Origin of the sequence: Rhizobium sp. R339 (genome assembly GCF_002211395.1) — a bacterium.
GTDB lineage: Bacteria > Pseudomonadota > Alphaproteobacteria > Rhizobiales > Rhizobiaceae > Rhizobium.
In genome coordinates, this window is the sequence record NZ_LOKV01000004.1 from 11,809 (window position 1) to 29,093 (window position 17,285).

The 17,285-nt window shown below is 62.8% G+C and carries 12 protein-coding genes; 8 read left to right on the forward strand and 4 right to left on the reverse strand.

Annotated features, from left to right (window positions below):
- Positions 1-95: 95 nt before the first annotated feature.
- From ATY76_RS07820 to ATY76_RS07840, 5 genes are all read left to right on the forward strand, one after another.
- The gene (locus ATY76_RS07820; RefSeq protein WP_190233619.1) at positions 96-1,265 is read left to right on the forward strand and encodes an MlaE family lipid ABC transporter permease subunit; all 1,170 of its coding nucleotides are present in this window, start codon (positions 96-98) and stop codon (positions 1,263-1,265) included.
- Position 1,266: 1 nt separating this feature from the next.
- Positions 1,267-2,112, forward strand: coding sequence for an ABC transporter ATP-binding protein (locus ATY76_RS07825; protein WP_088674203.1), 846 nt, complete (start codon positions 1,267-1,269; stop codon positions 2,110-2,112).
- Positions 2,113-2,120: 8 nt separating this feature from the next.
- Entirely contained in the window at positions 2,121-3,491 is a 1,371-nt protein-coding gene (locus ATY76_RS07830) for an MlaD family protein (RefSeq protein WP_088674204.1), read from the forward strand.
- A gap of 21 nt (positions 3,492-3,512) precedes the next feature.
- Entirely contained in the window at positions 3,513-4,124 is a 612-nt protein-coding gene (locus ATY76_RS07835) for an ABC-type transport auxiliary lipoprotein family protein (protein WP_088674205.1), read from the forward strand.
- Between the two features lie 148 nt (positions 4,125-4,272).
- Positions 4,273-5,526 carry a sensor domain-containing diguanylate cyclase gene (locus ATY76_RS07840; RefSeq protein ID WP_088674206.1) on the forward strand — a complete coding sequence of 418 codons (1,254 nt, stop codon included), beginning with the start codon at positions 4,273-4,275 and terminating at the stop codon, positions 5,524-5,526.
- 16 nt (positions 5,527-5,542) lie between these two features.
- On the opposite strand, the gene ATY76_RS07845 is transcribed toward ATY76_RS07840, so the two are convergent.
- On the reverse strand, positions 5,543-6,406 hold the full coding sequence (locus tag ATY76_RS07845; protein WP_088674207.1) for a D-alanyl-D-alanine carboxypeptidase family protein: 864 nt from the start codon (positions 6,404-6,406) through the stop codon (positions 5,543-5,545).
- A gap of 187 nt (positions 6,407-6,593) precedes the next feature.
- On the opposite strand from ATY76_RS07845, the gene ATY76_RS07850 reads away from it, so the two are divergent.
- Entirely contained in the window at positions 6,594-7,112 is a 519-nt protein-coding gene (locus ATY76_RS07850; RefSeq protein ID WP_088674208.1) for an AAA family ATPase, read from the forward strand.
- 25 nt (positions 7,113-7,137) lie between these two features.
- On the opposite strand, the gene ATY76_RS07855 is transcribed toward ATY76_RS07850, so the two are convergent.
- Together ATY76_RS07855 and ATY76_RS07860 are read right to left on the reverse strand one after the other, a co-directional pair.
- Entirely contained in the window at positions 7,138-7,695 is a 558-nt protein-coding gene (locus ATY76_RS07855; RefSeq protein WP_088674209.1) for a cysteine hydrolase family protein, read from the reverse strand.
- A gap of 90 nt (positions 7,696-7,785) precedes the next feature.
- Complete coding sequence (locus ATY76_RS07860; RefSeq protein WP_088674210.1) at positions 7,786-14,904, reverse strand: hypothetical protein; 7,119 nt, start codon at positions 14,902-14,904, stop codon at positions 7,786-7,788.
- Positions 14,905-15,369: 465 nt separating this feature from the next.
- Here ATY76_RS07860 and ATY76_RS07865 point away from each other — a divergent pair, with 465 nt between their 5' ends.
- Entirely contained in the window at positions 15,370-15,753 is a 384-nt protein-coding gene (locus ATY76_RS07865; protein WP_088674211.1) for an Hpt domain-containing protein, read from the forward strand.
- Positions 15,754-15,952: 199 nt separating this feature from the next.
- A complete protein-coding gene (locus ATY76_RS07870) occupies positions 15,953-16,273 on the forward strand; it encodes a 2Fe-2S iron-sulfur cluster-binding protein (RefSeq protein ID WP_088674212.1) in 321 nt (106 codons plus the stop codon).
- Positions 16,274-16,598: 325 nt separating this feature from the next.
- On the opposite strand, the gene ATY76_RS07875 is transcribed toward ATY76_RS07870, so the two are convergent.
- On the reverse strand, positions 16,599-17,225 hold the full coding sequence (locus ATY76_RS07875; protein WP_088674213.1) for a DUF922 domain-containing protein: 627 nt from the start codon (positions 17,223-17,225) through the stop codon (positions 16,599-16,601).
- Positions 17,226-17,285 lie beyond the last annotated feature (60 nt).

Below are 17,285 nucleotides of genomic sequence, written 5' to 3' on the forward strand. Positions count from 1 at the left end.
GTCCTGCGAGCATGGAAATTGGACGTTGCTTCTGTATATTGACGCGCCGGGTCACGAACGATCCGCTTCGCGATTCGGCAATGTCGCCATAAGCCTTGAAAGACATAAGTATCTTGAACGCCGAGAATCGCAACGCCGCCTCGCTTGACGTGGACGACCATGCCGATGGTTCCGGGCAGCATGTGCGTCTCAGCGGCAATTGGCGCAGCGCCTATGTGCATTTCGTTCTGCGCGATTTCGAAAAGCTTCGGCGAGCAAAGACCGGCGATCTGACGCTCGATCTCTCGAATGTTTCCGACATCGATACCGCCGGCATCTGGCTGCTCTGCCGGCTGAAGAAGGAAGAGGAAGCGGCCGGGCGCACGGTGCGCTTCGTCGGCACCAATCCGCATATCGATGAAATGCTGGAGATGTTTTCCGAGGAGCCGGCCAAGGCGGAGCCGGAGCAGAAGGAAAAGGTCTCGCTCGCCGCACGCATCCTGGCGCCGATCGGCAAGATGACCTACGACGTCTGGGACAATCTCGCCGCCTCCATGTATATCCTCGGCTCGGCGGTGCGCGGCGCGCAGATGAAACTCGGCCGCGGCAGCGGCGTTTCGCCGGCTTCGATCGTCAACCAGATTGACCATATGGGCGTGCGCGCGGTTCCGATCATCCTGCTGATGTCGTTTCTGATCGGCGCGATCATCGCCCAGCAGGGCGCTTTCCAGCTGCGCTATTTCGGCGCTGAGGTTTTCGTCGTCGATCTCGTCGGCATCCTGCAATTGCGCGAAATCGGCGTGCTCCTGACCTCGATCATGATCGCCGGCCGCTCCGGTAGCGCGATCACCGCTGAAATCGGCTCGATGAAGATGCGCGAAGAGATCGACGCGCTGAAGGTCATGGGGCTGAACCCGATCGGCGTGCTGATCTTTCCGAGGCTGGTGGCGCTGACCATCGCGCTGCCGCTTCTGACGGTATTGGCGAACTTTGCCTCGCTCGCCGGGGCTGCCGTCGTCGCCTGGGGCTATTCCGGAATCACTTTCGCCAACTTCCTGGCGCGCCTGCACGAGGCGGTGACGCTGTCGACCGTGCTCTCAGGCATGATCAAGGCGCCGTTCATGGCGCTCGTTATCGGCATCGTTGCGGCCGTCGAAGGGCTGAAAGTCGGCGGCAGCGCCGAATCGCTCGGCCAGCACGTGACGGCCTCGGTGGTGAAGGCGATTTTCGTCGTCATCCTGATGGACGGGCTTTTTGCGATGTTCTATGCAGCGATCAACTTCTAGCATGGCGGATGGTGTGGACGAGCAACCGATCGAAGGCCAGGGACGGGGCAGGGATGTCGTGCTTTCGGCGCGCGACGTCACGGTCGCGTTCGGCTCGAAGGTCGTGCTCGACAATCTGAACCTCGATATCTATCGCGGCGAGATCCTCGGATTCGTCGGTGCGTCCGGCACCGGCAAATCGGTGCTGATGCGCACGGTGCTGCGGCTGCTGCCGCGCCGCTCCGGCACCATCAAGATCCTCGGGCAGGACTTCGACGAGCTCGACGAACCGCAGCGCAATGCGCTCGACATGCGGCTCGGCGTGCTGTTTCAGCAGGGAGCGCTGTTCTCGTCGCTGACGGTGAAAGAGAATATCCAGGTGCCGATGCGCGAATATCTCGACCTACCGCGCTCGCTGATGGATGAACTGGCGCATCTGAAGATCCGCATGGTTGGGCTTGCGGCCGATGCCGCCGACAAATATCCGTCCGAACTATCCGGCGGTATGATCAAGCGCGCAGCACTCGCCCGCGCGCTGGCGCTCGATCCGGAACTGGTGTTCCTCGATGAGCCGACTTCGGGCCTCGATCCGATCGGCGCGGCCGAGTTCGACGAACTGATCGCCAACCTGCGCGATAGTCTGGGATTGACTGTCTATATGGTCACACACGACCTCGATAGTTTGTTTTCGGTCTGCGACCGTATTGCCGTGCTTGGAAAGAAGCGGGTAATGGTGGAAGGCACGATCGACGACATGCTGGCCTATGACGATCCGTGGGTGCAGGCCTATTTCAAGGGTAAGCGGGCGCGATCGATCGTGCCGCAGGACAGTGGCGCGCGGCACGGCAACGGCAGCGGCGGGAAGTGACCGGATAGATGGAAACCAAAGCCAACTACACAATTGTCGGTTTTTTCACGGTGCTGGTGATCGCGGCGGCCTTCGGCTTTGTCTACTGGATGGCCGAATATGGCCGCGGCGGCCCGATGACGGAGCTGATCGTGCGCATTCCGGGCTCGGCCAACGGCCTCAGCGTCGGCTCGCCGGTGCGCTTCAACGGTATTCAGGTGGGCTCGGTGCAGACGCTGTCGATCGATGCCGACGATCCGCAATATTCGCTGGCCTTCACACAGGTGCGCACGGATGCGCCGATCTACCCCTCCACCAAGGCCGCCCTTGAAATCCAGGGCCTGACGGGCGCTGCCTATATCGAACTCTCAGGCGGGCGCAAGGGTGAGGAAAGCATCCTCCAGCATGCGATCGACACCGGCAAACGCGCCGTCATCATCGCGGACCAGTCGAGCGTCACCAATCTTCTGGCGACTGCCGACAAGATTCTCGATCGCGCCAACGATGCGGTCGGCGAGCTGCAGGGTTTCATCGAGGACTCGCGCGGACCGCTGACCGAGACCTTCAAGAATGCCGAGACCTTCTCGGACGCGCTTGCCAAGAATTCCGACAATATCGACGCCTTCCTGCAGAGCGTCGGTGAGCTTTCCAACACGGTGAAGGCGGTTTCGGGCCGTGTCGATTCGACGCTTCAAGCTGTGGAATCGCTGGTCAAGGCGGTCGACGCGCAGAAGATCGACAACATCGTCTCCAATGCCGAGAAGATCACCGCCAATGTCGCGGATGCTTCCGGCGACCTCAAGGGGGCGATCCAGAAGTTCGACGAGACGGCCACGACCTTCAACAATTTCGGCAAGCAGGCGCAGGCGACGCTCGACCGCGTCGACACGCTCGTCGCCCAGATCGATCCGGCAAAGGTGAAGGGTTCGGTCGATGACATCTCGCAGGCGACCAAGGATGCCCGCGCCGCCGTCGCCTCGATTCGCGATGTCGCCAACACGGTGTCGGCACGCCAGAAGGATATCGACCAGACGATCCAGGACGTGTCGCAGCTTGCCAACAAGCTGAACTCGGCCTCGACCCGCATCGACGGCATTCTCATCAAGGTCGATGCGCTGCTCGGCACCGACAACACGCAGTCGCTGTTCACCGAGGCGCGCGCGACGCTCGAATCCTTCAAGAAGGTCGCCGACAACCTGAATGCGCGCATCGGGCCGATCGCCGACAATCTGCAGAAGTTCTCGAGCGGCGGCCTGCGTGACGTACAGACGCTCGTCAACGACATGCGCGGCACCGTGAACAATCTGAACGATACGATCACCAACTTCGACCGCAATCCGCAACGCCTGATCTTCGGTGGGGACAAGGTCAAGCAATATGACGGCCGGACGCGGCGTTAACAGGGAAGTCAGGGGTAGCTTATGGTCGCATCGCATCTGTTGTCGCGCCGTTCATGGATCAGGGGAACGGTGATCGCGCTGCCGCTCACGGCGCTGATCCTTTCCGGGTGCGGCACGTCGGCCAAGAATGATACCTATGATCTTTCCGCTTCCGTCAGCGGCGACGGCCCGGCGGCGAAATCCCGCCAGATCCTGATCGCCGGCCCGACGGCGCTGGGGGCGCTCGACAGCGAACAGATCGTCATCCGCGTGTCGCCTTCGGAAATCCAGTATCTGTCGCGGGCGCAATGGGGCGACAAGCTGCCGCGCATGGTGCAATCGAAGCTGCTCGAAGCTTTCGAGAATTCCGGCAAGCTCGGGGGCGTCGGCATACCGGGGCAGGGACTGGCGATCGACTACCAGGTCGTCACCGATATCCGCGCCTTCGAGATCGACGCTTCGAACGGCAACCAGGCGGTGGTCGAAATATCAGCCAAGCTCCTCAACGACCGCAACGGCTCGGTGCGCGCCCAGAAGGTGTTCCGTGCCACGTCGCCGGCCGGCGGCGACAATGATGGTTTCGTCAAGGGCCTCGATCGCGCCTTCTCCGCGGTTGCCTCCGAAATCGTCACCTGGACGCTGCGTTCAATCTGAAATGGCTTTTTCGCCATCGTTGCTTCGATATCGAGGGTTGTGAAGCCTGAAAAATTTGAGGCCGATGCAGTCCAAGGCCGCCATCGTATTCAATTTCTTCACGAATTTGTGGAACCCATCATGTTAACGCTGTCTGGAGGCATGCTGCATGGTGGTCGCACGCGTATTCGGGAAGTCGTCGTCGGAGGCTATCCAGCGCGAAAACGAGCGACTGGCTGCGCTGCAGCAGCTCGATCTCCTCGACACGCCGCGGGACGAAGGCTTCGAGCGCATCGTGCGCCTGATAAAGCAGATCTTCGCCATCGACATCGGCATCGTCTCTCTGATCGACGGGCATCGGCAATGGTACAAGGCCTGTTCCGGCTTGGCAGCCGACGAGGTGGCACTCGATGACACGTTCTGCCGCTGCGTGGTGGACTGTGACGAACCGGTCATCGTGCAGGATGCGACCAAGGATTCACGCTTTGCGCGGCATCCTTCGGTGACGGGCGCGGACCATATCCGCTTCTATGCCGGCGTTCCCTTGCGGACGAAGGCCGGGCACATGATCGGAACGGTATGCGCCATCGACCGCAGGCCACGATCCTTCGGCAATAGAGACCTTGCCATTCTCGAAGAACTGGCGGGAGCGGCGATGGACCGCATCGAACTCATGCAGTCGGCCGCCACCGACAGCCTGACAGAGGCGATGACGCGGCGCGCCTTCAAGCAGGAGGCCGATCAGTTGATTTCGCTTGCGCTGCGGCATCAGCACGACCTCTCATGCATCGTCTTCGATATCGACCACTTCAAGAAGGTCAACGATACGCATGGACATGCCGCGGGAGACGCGGTTCTCAAGGCGGTTGCGTCGATCTGCAAGGCCACCCTTCGCGTCGGTGATCTCTTCGGCCGCATCGGAGGCGAGGAATTCGCCGTCGTCCTGCCGCATGTCGACCGGGAAAGTTCGGTCGCGGTCGCCGAAAAGCTCAGAGCCGCCATCGCCTCCCAGCCGGTTTTCGGCGATCACGGCTCCCTGAACGTGACCGCCAGCCTTGGAACGTCGGCGCTTTCCATCGTCAGCAAGGACATAGAGACGCTGCTCGCTCAGGCGGATGCGGCGATGTATCAGGCCAAACGCGACGGACGGAACCAGTGCGTGTCGTGGAGCTCCATCCACGCCGATCATGCCATCGGCGCCCGGCGGCGGGTGCTGAAGGCGGGTTCGATATTGTTCAACGACCGGCGCTCGACCATCGACTGCACCGTCAAGTCCATCGGTTCCGAGAGCGCCGGGATTTCAGTTTCCAATACAACAGGCATTCCCTCGGAATTCATTCTCGCCATCAAGGGAGAAGGATTCGAAACGAATTGCCGGGTGATCGCACAGGACCGGCAGCACCTGGAAGTGGCTTTCCGATAGCTAAGCCAGCAGCAGCCTATTTGGTCGGCTGCGCGTCCGTCATCGTCGCACCAGGCTGACCGGTTGCCGTGATCGTAGGCGACGACGGCAGATAGTTGTCCAGCAGGCCCGCCATCTTGTCGTCGCGCAGGCTTGCGGTCTTTTCGCCCATGACGACGCCCACCACGCGGCGGCCGTCCTTCAGCGCCGACGTCACGACATTGTAGCCGGATGCGTCGGTGTAGCCGGTCTTGATACCGTCGACGCCGTCATAGCGGTACATGAGGTTGTTATGGCCGCGCAGCTTCATGCCGCGGAACTGGAAGCCGCGCATGGAGAAGAGCTTGAACTCTTCGGGGTAGTCCCGCATCAGCGACACGCCGAGGGTCGCCATGTCGCGCGCCGTGGTGACCTGCTCGGGATCGGGGAGGCCCGACGGATTCTTGAAGATCGTATCCTTCATGCCGAGCTGATGCGCCTTATCCGTCATCGTCTTGGCGAAGGCCTGTTCGGAACCGCCGAGCTGTTCGGCGATCGCCACGGCCGCATCATTGGCCGAGAGCACGACGATGGCTTCGACCGCTTCCCGCAGCGTCACCTTGCGGCCGGCGCCGACGGCAAGCTTGAAGGGCTCCTTGCTCTCGGCATTTTCGGACATGGTCAGCTTCTGATCCCAGGCAAGGCGGCCCTCATGCAGGGCTTCGAAAGCGAGATAGAGCGTCATCATCTTGGTCAGCGACGCCGGATAGTTCAAGTCGTCCTGGTTGGAGGCTTCGAGGACCTGCCCGGAATGCACATCCACGACGAAGCTTGCCTGACCTGCCTCCGCCAGAGTGAAAGCGCCAAGCAGGAAGGAGGACGAGAGCGCTGTGGCAAGAAGCCGGGATGTCGTCTTGGTCATCAATGTTGCTGTCTCTATTGGTTGAAGGTCGAACGAGCCGTTCAGTTGATTGTAGCGCATTGGAAAAGTTTGTGACGGAATGAAGGACGGGCGGCTACAAAAATTGGTGATCCACAGGTGATTGGGTTTGTTCGGCACTTCGCCTAAAACGAGATGCCGATGAATATTCACGGAGGAAGTGAAAGCCATGCTGATCATCTTCGGCGGCTTGCCGGGAAGCGGGAAAACGACAGTCGCCCGCGCGCTCGCGAAACGGCTTGGCGCCGTACATCTCAGGGTCGACACGATCGAGCAGGCGATCAGGGCGTCGGGAGATCTTGAAAGAGACATCGGCCCGGCCGGTTATGTCGTCGCCTATGGGGTGGCGCAGGATAATCTCACTCTTGGCAGATTGGTCGTTGCTGACTCGGTCAACCCGCTGGAGATAACACGCAATGCGTGGCTGGCGGTTGCGGCGCGATCTGCGGCGATCGCGGTCGAGGTGGAGGTGATCTGTTCCGACAAGACCGAACATCGCCGCCGGGTCGAGACGCGGAAAACCGATGTAGAGGGTCTCGTGAAGCCGACCTGGCAAGAGGTTGTCGACCGGGTTTACGAGGATTGGGGGCAGAGGCCAATCGTTGTCGATACGGCTGCCAAGAGTGTCGAGGAGGCCGTGGACGGGTTGGTCGCCAAATTGGGGATTGATCGGCCGCACTCGATTTGATGCCAGCTTTCCTTTGGCGCGCCGCTCAGAAAACAATGTCTGCGGCGGGACGGACGGCGACCATGGCTTTGCCCGCGTCGAAGCCGTCGAGCGTTTCGTTGTGGTGTGCGACGATCTCGGAGAAGACGAAGGTTGCCGTGTCGCCGGTGGTGTGGCCATCGGCAATCAGCGTCACATCATATCCGAGCGATACGGCGCGCCTGACCGTCGTATCGACGCAGAATTGGGACATGCAGCCGCCGACGATCAGATGAGTGACCGATCGTTCGTCCAGGCGCTCCGCGAGATCCGTCTCGAAGAAGGAGTCGGCGCTTTTCTTGCGCACGACGACTTCGCCCTGCCTCGGCGCAATTTCCGGGCGCAGCGCCCATCCCGGCGTGCCGGCGGCCAATCTGTGGCCGCTGCCGCCGTCATGCTGCACCAGCACGACAGGCACGCCGGCCTGTCTTGCCTTTTCCTGAAGCGAGGCAAGCCGGGCGACAGTCTGATCGAGGGCGGAATCAATGTGCGGCTGCCGCTCCGGCGTGGCTTTCCCGGAAAGAATTGCGTTCTGAACGTCGATGATGAGAAGAGCCTTGGTCATTCGCACGCTTCCTGCTCACATGATCTAAAACGAAAGCCGCCTGACACGCTGTTCAGGCGGCTTTCCAGTCAAGATATCAATCCAATCAGCTCAGCTGAGCCTGCCTGCGGCGTGGGCGAGCATGGTGTAAACCTTGCCCGTGTCCGAGGTGAGGTAGGACTGCGAGACGATCTGGTTCGGGTCGCTGCGGGCGACGTCGGCGAGCAGCTTTTCGAAATCGCCGATGTAGCGGTCGACGGCGGTGCGGAATTCCGGTTCGCGGTCGTATTTGCGCTTGATCTCGTCGAAGGTCTGCTGGCCCTTCAGCGTGTAGAGGCGACGGGTGAAGACGTCGCGCTCGCCGCGCTGGTAACGGCGCCAGAGATCGACGGAGGCGTCGTGATCGATGGCGCGGGCGATGTCGACCGAGAGCGAATTCAGGGATTCGACGACATGGCGCGGATTGCGGACATCGCCGCTGCGCGCTGACGGTGCAGCCTGTGCGGCCGGGGCACGGGCGGGCGCTTCCTCGGCGGCTTCCTCACGCGATGCGCCGCGCAGAAGGTCGCTGATCCAGCCGCCGCTTTCCGCTCTGGCCGGCTCCTGGCGGGCAGGCGCGGGCTGCTGGGCGGAGCGCTGAGGCGCGGCAGCGGGTGCCGATGGCGCGATCGTTCCGCGCAGACCCGTGGCTTCGATCGGCGAGGGGGCGGGCTGCTGCGGCTGGGCGGCGACCTGCGGGGTTACGGCCGGCTGGGCGGGACGCGGGGCAGGTTGCGCGGGGCGCTGGGCAGGCTGAGCCTGGGCGAGCGTGCGGGCGACGGGTTCGGATATTTCGAGCTGCTGGCTGCTGCGGCCGACGAGCTGGGAAATATCCTGCAATGCCTTGATCTGCTCGGCGACGGCCCGGCGCATGGCCGAGGCGCTTTCCTTGGCTTCCTCGGGAAGGTCGAAGGCGCCGCGCTTCAGTTCGGCGCGGGTGGCGTCGAGCTCGCTGCGGATATCGGCGGCGGAGCGGCGGATATCTTCGGTCGCGCCGGAGAAGCGGCCGACGGCATCCTCGATCGCTTCTCGCAGCGATTCCCGCATGTTCTGGGCGGCGCCGTCGGAGGCGCGGCCGGCTTCAGCGAGCATGCGCTCGACTTCCGACAGCGAGGCGGTGAGACCGCCGCGAATGCGGTTGGAGAGATCACCGGAGCGACGCTCGACATTGGCGAAGGTGGTGTCGATCGTCGTATTGGCTTCGTCGCCCGCCCGGGTAATCGCCTCGCGCATCGTTTCGGCCGCTTCCTGGGCACGCTTCTCGGTCTCGCCAAGAATGCGGCCGACATCGGCGAAGGAGGACTGGACGCCCTGGCGCAGATTGCCGGTGACCTGAGTGGCGCGTTGCTCGGCCCGTTCGAAGACGGACTCGATCATGCCGCCGAGGCCGCGCATGGTCTTTTCAATCTCGTCGGAGCGCTGGACAAGGCCGACCGAGAGCGTCTGCAGCGCGCCTTCGCGCTCTTCCAGCGTCGAGGCGAGGTTAGACTGGGCGGCGCCGAGAAGCTGAGAGGCCTGGGTCAGAACCTTCGAGTGTTCGTCGAAGCGGCCGATGATGCTGCCGACCTGCGACAGCGTCTGGCCCGATATGTCGGAGAGACGATCGACCTTGCCTTCGAGAAGCCTGGTCGAGGCGGAAACCATTTCGGCGGCTTTGGTGGCGGAGTCGGCAAAGCGCGTGGTGGTCTCGCCGAGACGGCTGTCGACGCCGGTCAGCTGTTCGGCAGCGCGGTTCATCATCATCGCCATCGCCGCGCTGCTTTCCGACATGCGCTGGACGAGGCCGTTGACGTTTTCCACCAGGCTGTTCTCGATGGCAGTGACGGCATTGGTCACATTCTCGGTGCGGGCGGCAACGGCGCTGGCAAGCGCTTCGTTTTCCGCGCGGAGCCGATCGGCGCTGAGATTGGCCGCCGCGGTGATGCGGGCAGCGGCCTGCTCGCCGGCGTCGGTGTAGCGGTCGATGATCGGACGCGCGGTCTCGTCGAGGATGCGTGTCAGTTCGACCGAGCGGCCTGACAGCATCGAGTTGAGGTCGCGGGTGCGCTCCTCGAGCGTGGTGCGGATCGAATTGCCGCGCGCTTCCAGCGCCCGGTCGATAACGGAGAGCGTCGTATCGATCTCGCGGGTACGCTCTTCGAGATTGGAGCGGATGGCGCTGCTGCGTGCTTCGAGCGCCCGGTCGACATCCGCCATGGTGGCGGAAATCTCGCTGCCGGCGCCCGTCAGCGTCGAGCGGATGGCGTTGCCGCGCGCTTCCAGCGACTGGCCGGCATCCGACAGAGCCTTGGAAATCGCATTGACCTGGGTGCCGACGATGGTCTCGGCCTCTGCGACCTTGTTGACGATGGCGTTGCCGGCTTCCGAGAAGGTCTGGGCGACGGCAGCGGCCTGGCTTGCCAGCCGGTTCTGAGCCTCGGCGACGCGGGTGACGATCTGCGACGAGCGCTCATCCATCGTGCGGGTGAATTCGTCGCTTTTCGTGTTGAGGTCCTCGGCGAATTGCTGGCCGGTCTTACCCAGCAGTTCGGTGGTCCTCGTCGCTTCGCCTTCCATGCCCTGGGCGGCTTCGGCAACTGCGCTGCGCAGCGTCGAGGCGAGGCCGGCGGCCTTGCCTTCGATGGTGCGGTTGACGGCTTCGAGGCCGACGGTCAAGGCGCGGTCCATGGTGGACAGGCGTTCCTCGATGCGTTCATTGCCGCGGTCGAGGGTTTCGCCGAGGCTCGCCGTGCGGCCTTCGATGGCGCCCGTCAGGGTCGTGGTCCTGGTGTCGAGCGTCTCGGCCAGGTTGGCGGTGCGGCTGTCGATCGCCTGGGTGAGGTTCGCAGCGCTGCCTTCGAGCGTTGCCGAGATGCGATGGCTGGCGTCTTCGCCGAGCGCGCCGATCCGCGAGATGCCATCGGCAAGTACGCCGGAGAGCTGGCTGCCGACCGATTCCACCCTTTCGGCAACGCCGCCGACGCCGTCACGGATGCGGGTCTCGATGGCGGCGAGGCCGGCTTCGACCCGCGATCCGGTTTCTTCGAAACGGCCGGTCAGGCTGTCGACGGACTGGTCCAGATGAGAAGAGAAATTCTGGGCGGAGGTGGAAATCGCATTTGCGGCTTCCTGGAACCGACCGGCGATCTGCCCGGCGCCGGCATGCATGCGCTCTTCCAGTGTCTGCGCGCTGGCTTCGATCGTCTTGCGGAGCGAAGCCTCGCGCTCTTCCAGCGACATTTCGAGCATGCTGACGCTCGTCGCAACCGAGGTGCCGATGCTGGTCGCCTGTTCGGTCAGCGTATCGTTGATCAGCGCATGGGCCTGGTTCAGCGACAGGTCGATGGCGTTGGCGCGGTCTTCGAGCGTGGTGCGGATGCGGTCATGGGCGGAGGCAAGGCCGCCTTCGATGCGCGCCGCAGCCTCGTCGGCGAGGCCTCCGAGCCGAGCATGGGCATCGGCCAAGCGGCCTTCGATCCGGCCGGTCAGGCCGCCGACAAGATCTTCGAAGCGGGCGCCGCCGGCATCCAGAACGCCGGAGAGAGCCGCACTGTGTCCGGAGAGCGCATTTTCGAGCCGCTGCTGATTGTCGGTATAGGCGGCGTGGATGGCGTCTGTCTTGTCGGCGAAGGCGCCGGCAACGCGTGCCTCGGCACTGGCGACGGCCTCCATCATGGCGTTGCTGCGCGCTTCCAGCGCGCTGTCGAAGCGGCTCTGGTTGTCGTCGAGCGAAATGGCGAGCGCCATGGTCTTTTCATCGAGCGAATCGGTGAGCCGGTCGTGGCTTGCCGCCACGGCGCCGATGATCGCGGCGGTGCGGTGGCCCAAGCTCTCTTCCAGGCGAGCCTGGCCGTCGCTCAAGGAGGCGGCGAGGGCGGCCGCCTTCTGGTCGAGCACACCGTTCAGCTGTTCATGCGTGCCGGCAACCGCATTGGTGATCGCGTCGGCGCCTGATGTCAGCGTCTCCTCGAGACGGCTCTGGCTTTCGTTCAGAGAGATAGCAAGCGCCATCGCCCGGTCGTCGAAGGTCTCGGACAGGCGGTCATGGGTGGCGGAGATCGCGCTGAGGAAGGACTCCGAGCGGGTTTCCAGCGTGTCCTGCAGGCGGGTCTGGCCCTCGTTGAGCGAGGCGGCAAACGCCGATGCCTTCTGGTCGAGCGTTTCGGAAAGGCGCTCATGCGTGCCGGAGACGGCCTTGAGGAAGGATTCCGAGCGGGATTCCAGCGTGTCTTCGATGCGGGACTGGCTCTCGTTGAGCGAGATTGCGAGCGTCATCGCCTTCTCGTCCAGCGTTTCCGACAGGCGCTCATGGGTGCCGGAGACGGCATTCAGCAGCGCCGCCGAGCGGGTTTCCAGCGTGTCCTCGATGCGAGCCTGGCCTTCGGTCAGCGAGATGGCAAGCGCCATCGCTTTCTCGTCCAGCGTCTCGGAGAGGCGCTCATGCGTTCCGGAGACGGCATCCAGCAGGGCCGCGGAGCGGGTTTCAAGCGTATTTTCGATGCGGGCCTGGGTCTCGTTCAGCGAGGTGGCAAAAGCTGTCGCCTTGCCTTCCAGAGTCTCGGCAAAGCGTTCATGGGTCCCGGAGACGGCATTCAGCAGGGCGGCGGAACGGGTCTCGAGCGTATCCTCAATGCGGGCCTGGCTCTCGTTCAGGGAAATGGCGAGCGCCATCGCCTTTTCGTCGAGCGTTGCGGCGAGACGGGCACTGGTGCCGGATACGCTGTTCAGCAATGCTTCGGCGCGCGTTCCGAGCGCCCCTTCGATGCGGGCATGGCGCTCGTCGAGCGAGCTCGTCAGGGCTGCCGCCTTGGTATCCAGCGTTTCCGACAGGCGATCATGAGTACCCGAGACGGCATTCAGGAAGGCCGTGGAGCGAGTTTCCAGCGTGTCTTCGATCCGGCTCTGGCTTTCGTTCAAGGAAATGGCAAGCGCCATCGCCTTTTCATCAAGCGTTTCGGAAAGGCGGTCATGGGTGCCGGAGACGGCATCGAGCAGGGCCGCGGAGCGGCTTTCCAGCGTATCCTCGATGCGGGTCTGGCTCTCGTTCAGGGAAATGGCGAGCGCCATCGCCTTTTCGTCGAGCGTTTCGGCGAGACGGTCATGGGTGCCGGAAACAGTATTGATGATGGCGTCGGAGCGGCTCGTCAGCGCTTCCTCGAAGCGGCCGTGATGGGTGGTCAGCGCATTGACCAGCGCACCGCCGCGTTCGGCCATGACGCTGTCGATACGTTCGTGGGCCGTGCCGAGCGCCTCGCGGATTTCCGCGGCGCGTGCTGCAAGCACGCCGGTCAGCTCTTCGGCGCGGCCGCCGAAGGCTGATGTGACCTGCTCGGTGCCGGCGGCAACGGCGGCGGTCAGATCGGTGGTGGTGGTGCGCAGCGTGTCGCGGAATTCCGCCGAGCGGGCCTGGAGATTGTTCTGCAGGTCGGAGGTGCCCGATGCCAGCGCCAGCGCGATGTCCGACGTGGCGCTCTGCAGCGCCGAGGTCAATTCGCCGGTGCGGCCGGAGAGCGCCGTGGTGATTTCCTCCGTCCGGGTGCCGAGCGCGCTTTCCAGCACTTCATGGCCGGTGGCGAGCGCGGTGGCGAGCGCCAGCGACTGGTCGGTCATCGCGGAACTGATCCGTTCGACGCTGGAGCTGAGAATGCCCTCGATCGAATCCGAACCGCCGGACAGCGTCTCGTTGATGCGGGCGAGACTTTCCATCAGCTTGGTGTCGAGCGAACCGGTGCGCTTGTCGAAAGCGCTGGTGAATTCGGCGACGCGCTCGTCGAAAGCGGTCGACAGCTGGGCGACAGTCGTCTGCAGCCGCTCCTCGAAGAAGCCGGAGCGCACGTCGAGATCCATGACGGCATCGTCGGCGGTGCTCTGCAGGCTCTGGCGGAAGCTTGCGCCCTTTTCGTCGAGTGCGCTGTTCAGCTTCGACAGCACGTCGTCGAGCGTGCCGCTGATCGTGCGTTCGCCCGATGTCAGGCTTTCGTTGATCTCGCGGGTGCGGGCGATCAGGATCTCGTTGAGCTGGTGCGTGCGCTCGTTCAGCGCCGCGTTCAGCTTCTCGGTGCTGCTGTCCATGGTCGAGGCGCGGGTCTCGAACTGACTGAGCAGCTTTTCGCCGTGTTCATTGAGATTGACCGAGAGGGCTTCGAGGCGGTTGTCGAATTCGGTGGCCAGCGCAAAACCGGAGGCGTTCAGCGTCTGAAGCAGGCTGTCGGTCTTGGCGGCGAGCAGGCTGCCCATCGACTGCAGGGCGCTGTCCGATTTTTCCAGGATCGTCGCAGCACGCGTGTCGATCAGCGAGGCAAAGGCTTCGCCCGATGTAGCGAGCCGCACGGCGATCTCTTCGGTCGCCAGCGAAAGTTCTTCCTTCAGCTGATCGTGAACGCTGCCGATCGAGGTGCGGATGCGGTCGGCATGATTGACAATCGCTTCGCGCTCGGAGCCGAGTTCGTGGACGAGGCCGCGCACGCGCAGCTCGTTATCGGCATAGGAGCGTTCGAGCGCATTGACTTCGGAATGGACAAGGGTTTCCAGCTCGGAGGCGCGCGCGATGGTGCGCTCGATGCCTTCATTCATGGCCGACACTTCGCGGCGCACGGCCTGGCCGACGGTCATGATGCGCTCGGAGGCGATGGTTTCCGGCTCCGCGAGGCGCAGTGCCACCTCTGCCATCGAGCGGGCGGCGTTGCGCATGTCCTGGGCGCGGGAAATCATGATGGCGAAGGCATAGAACATCATCACCGGGATGATGATGCCGACGAGACCGGCGATGACGCCGGGCAGGGCGACGAGATCGGCGACCGAACGGATCTGCCAGATCTGCGGCGCGTAGAGCAGGGACATCAGGCCGAGGCCGGCCATGACCCAGAGGACGGAAAACAGGGTGGCGGTGCGCACGGCCGAGCGGCTGGAGGCGCCATCGAAGGATTTCAGGATAGAGGCGGGCGTATTGCGGCTGGCATCGTTGGCCGGCGCGAAGGCCGGAGCCCTGGAAGCCTGCTCGCCGGCGCCGCCGCGGCGGTTGCGGCGCTGCGCTTCTTCCTGGGCCTGCTGGTTACGCGCATTCGATGGTTCAGACACATTAGCCTCCGGGGCCTGGGGCGCGCTGCCGCGGCGAGACGGCACGTTTTCCTTGCCGAAATCGATCTGAAGCGCCTCGTCCAATGCCTTGAACGCCTTGTCCTCGATCGACTCATTATATTTGTTGTTCGCCATTCGGTTATGCCTCGTTACTGTCAGCCAGTCCGGCACAGCATCCCGAGCTTCCGCCTTACCCGGGTAACAACCTCGCCGTTCCAGCCTTCCATCCCAACCGCGGACGGATAAGCATGTCATTTCAGAGTAGATAGCCGCTTTTTCAAACGGAAGGTATCAAAACACTACCATTATCCACTCGCTCGGCAAAGGCGCGTACCATAAACCCGCTCTACCAGTATCGTAGTGACACATCTGGGCTCTTCACACAATTAATGAAGGCTTGAGATTCACGGCTCATTAACCCGTTGTTAACATCTTTGAATCCGTCGCCGCGCTTAAAAACCAATAATTTAGGGATGTTTAACGGATGTTAACCATATGGCGAGATTTCCGCCCTGAATGTGCCGGAATTTAACGTGATGGCCACCGTCCTGGCGCAGAACTGTAGCAACTGCGGACGATAAGAGACGGGAGAATTGGCAAATGGCAGCCCAGATGGCAGCATTGAGCATCGTATTCGAGGCGCCGGACAATGCAAAGGGACCCTGTCCCTCCAAAGTCCGGCCGATCGATCTGGTCCATCTTGCAAAGCAGACGATGGGTGACAAGACGCTGGAAATCGAAGTCCTTCAGATGTTTGCGCGCCAGGCGCGCGCCTGCCTGCAGGATATCGCAAGCGGCGAAACCAGACGGGCGGGTGCTGCGGCACACCGGCTGAAGGGGGCGGCAAGCTCGGTCGGCGCGTTCCGCGTATCGCAGACGGCAGAAGCCATCGAGGAAACCGGCTGCGACGCCGCGGCGATGGCAGCGCTGGGTGCCGCCGTTGTCGACGCCGAGAATTTCATCCTGAAACTCTGCCGCGGCTGACCTCTCTCCAGCCATCGTTCGACCGAGGCCCGTTGTTTCATTGCGAAACCACGGGTCTTTTTGCGACGTGCCATATGACGCATTGAAGACGGCGGGCGACGGCTCGATCTGCGAGGTTAGAACACGTTCCGCAATGTTGACTGATGCGTCGAATTGTCGGAAGAAAATCCGCCCATCATTAGAAGACCGGAAAGTCCTGATGCCCAAACTTACCATCGTCGCCTTCGACGGCACGCGCTTCGACCTCGACGTCGACCAAGGCTCCACCGTGATGGAGAATGCCGTGCGCAATTCGGTGCCCGGCATCGAGGCCGAATGCGGCGGCGCCTGCGCCTGTGCGACCTGTCATGTCTATGTCGACGAGGAATGGACCGACAAGGTCGGTCAGCCCGAGGCGATGGAAGAGGACATGCTCGATTTCGCCTTCGACGTACGCCCGACCTCGCGGCTTTCCTGTCAGATCAGGATGAAGGCCGCCTATGACGGGCTCGTCGTGCACGTGCCGGAACGCCAGGCCTGAGGCGCGACGCCTCGACTGACCACGTTCGTCGAGAACTTCCCATACCCACAAAAAAGACGCCTCGCGCGCTGGTGCGAGCGAGGCGAGGCGGGCGCATTACCAACGGATGAGGGAGGAACATCCGCGGCTTCGGAACGCGCCAGGAGAACCCAGCGATGAAAGTGCAGATGCCGTACCTGAACTTTCGAATGTGTTCATATTAACGCGTTCCGGTTGAGTCTGCCAGGATGAAAAATGACCATTAAATCGCTGGGGAGGGCGTAAGTTTCGCACAGGTTTCGTTGCGCAGCTAAGCTTTCCCGCTCGCAATCAGCTTGGAAAAGCCTTATTTTCCGCCGGCTCTGCCGTTGATTCGATTATTCAGCAATCTCAGCATACGCTTCTGGAAATTGACCGCCTCTACCCGGTCGAATTGCGCCTGCTGCCGGTCGTGCTCCTCTATACCGCGAGCTGATTCGTTGGAAACGAGTTCCTGCATGGCCTCGCAGCTGCGCTGCACCGGCAAAGCGCGAATGGCCCGCTCCATGGCACGGGCCTGATTGCGGGCGATCTCGGCGTGGCGTTCCTCGTGGCGCTTGATATCACTCGAAAGCGCATCCCAGATCATCGACAGTTCTTTGCTCGCGCCCTTGCGGCTGCTCCAGCGCGGCAGGATGATCTGGGTATGGACCGTGACCTTGACGTTGCCGACGCGGCAACGCCCATCGTCCTGGATATAGGTGGCCTCGCCGCCGAAGCGGATCTTCGTGGCGCCTGGATGGCGCGCCGAGGAGCCGCTCGCCGTCGGGCCGCGCCGGCTGAGTTCGCGATCGAGCTCATCCGCCGTTTTGCCGCGGATGTCGAAATAGGAATAGCTTTTCGATGCAATCACTTCCGCTGCCGCTGGGCCGCAGAGGCAAAGAGCAATGGAAAAGGCGACAGGAAGGTACATATAACGCACTGCAAGCGGCATTCTGAATGCAACCCGTGTTGAAATCGGCAGGAGCTTGGGGCATAGCCACCACAAGCGCAA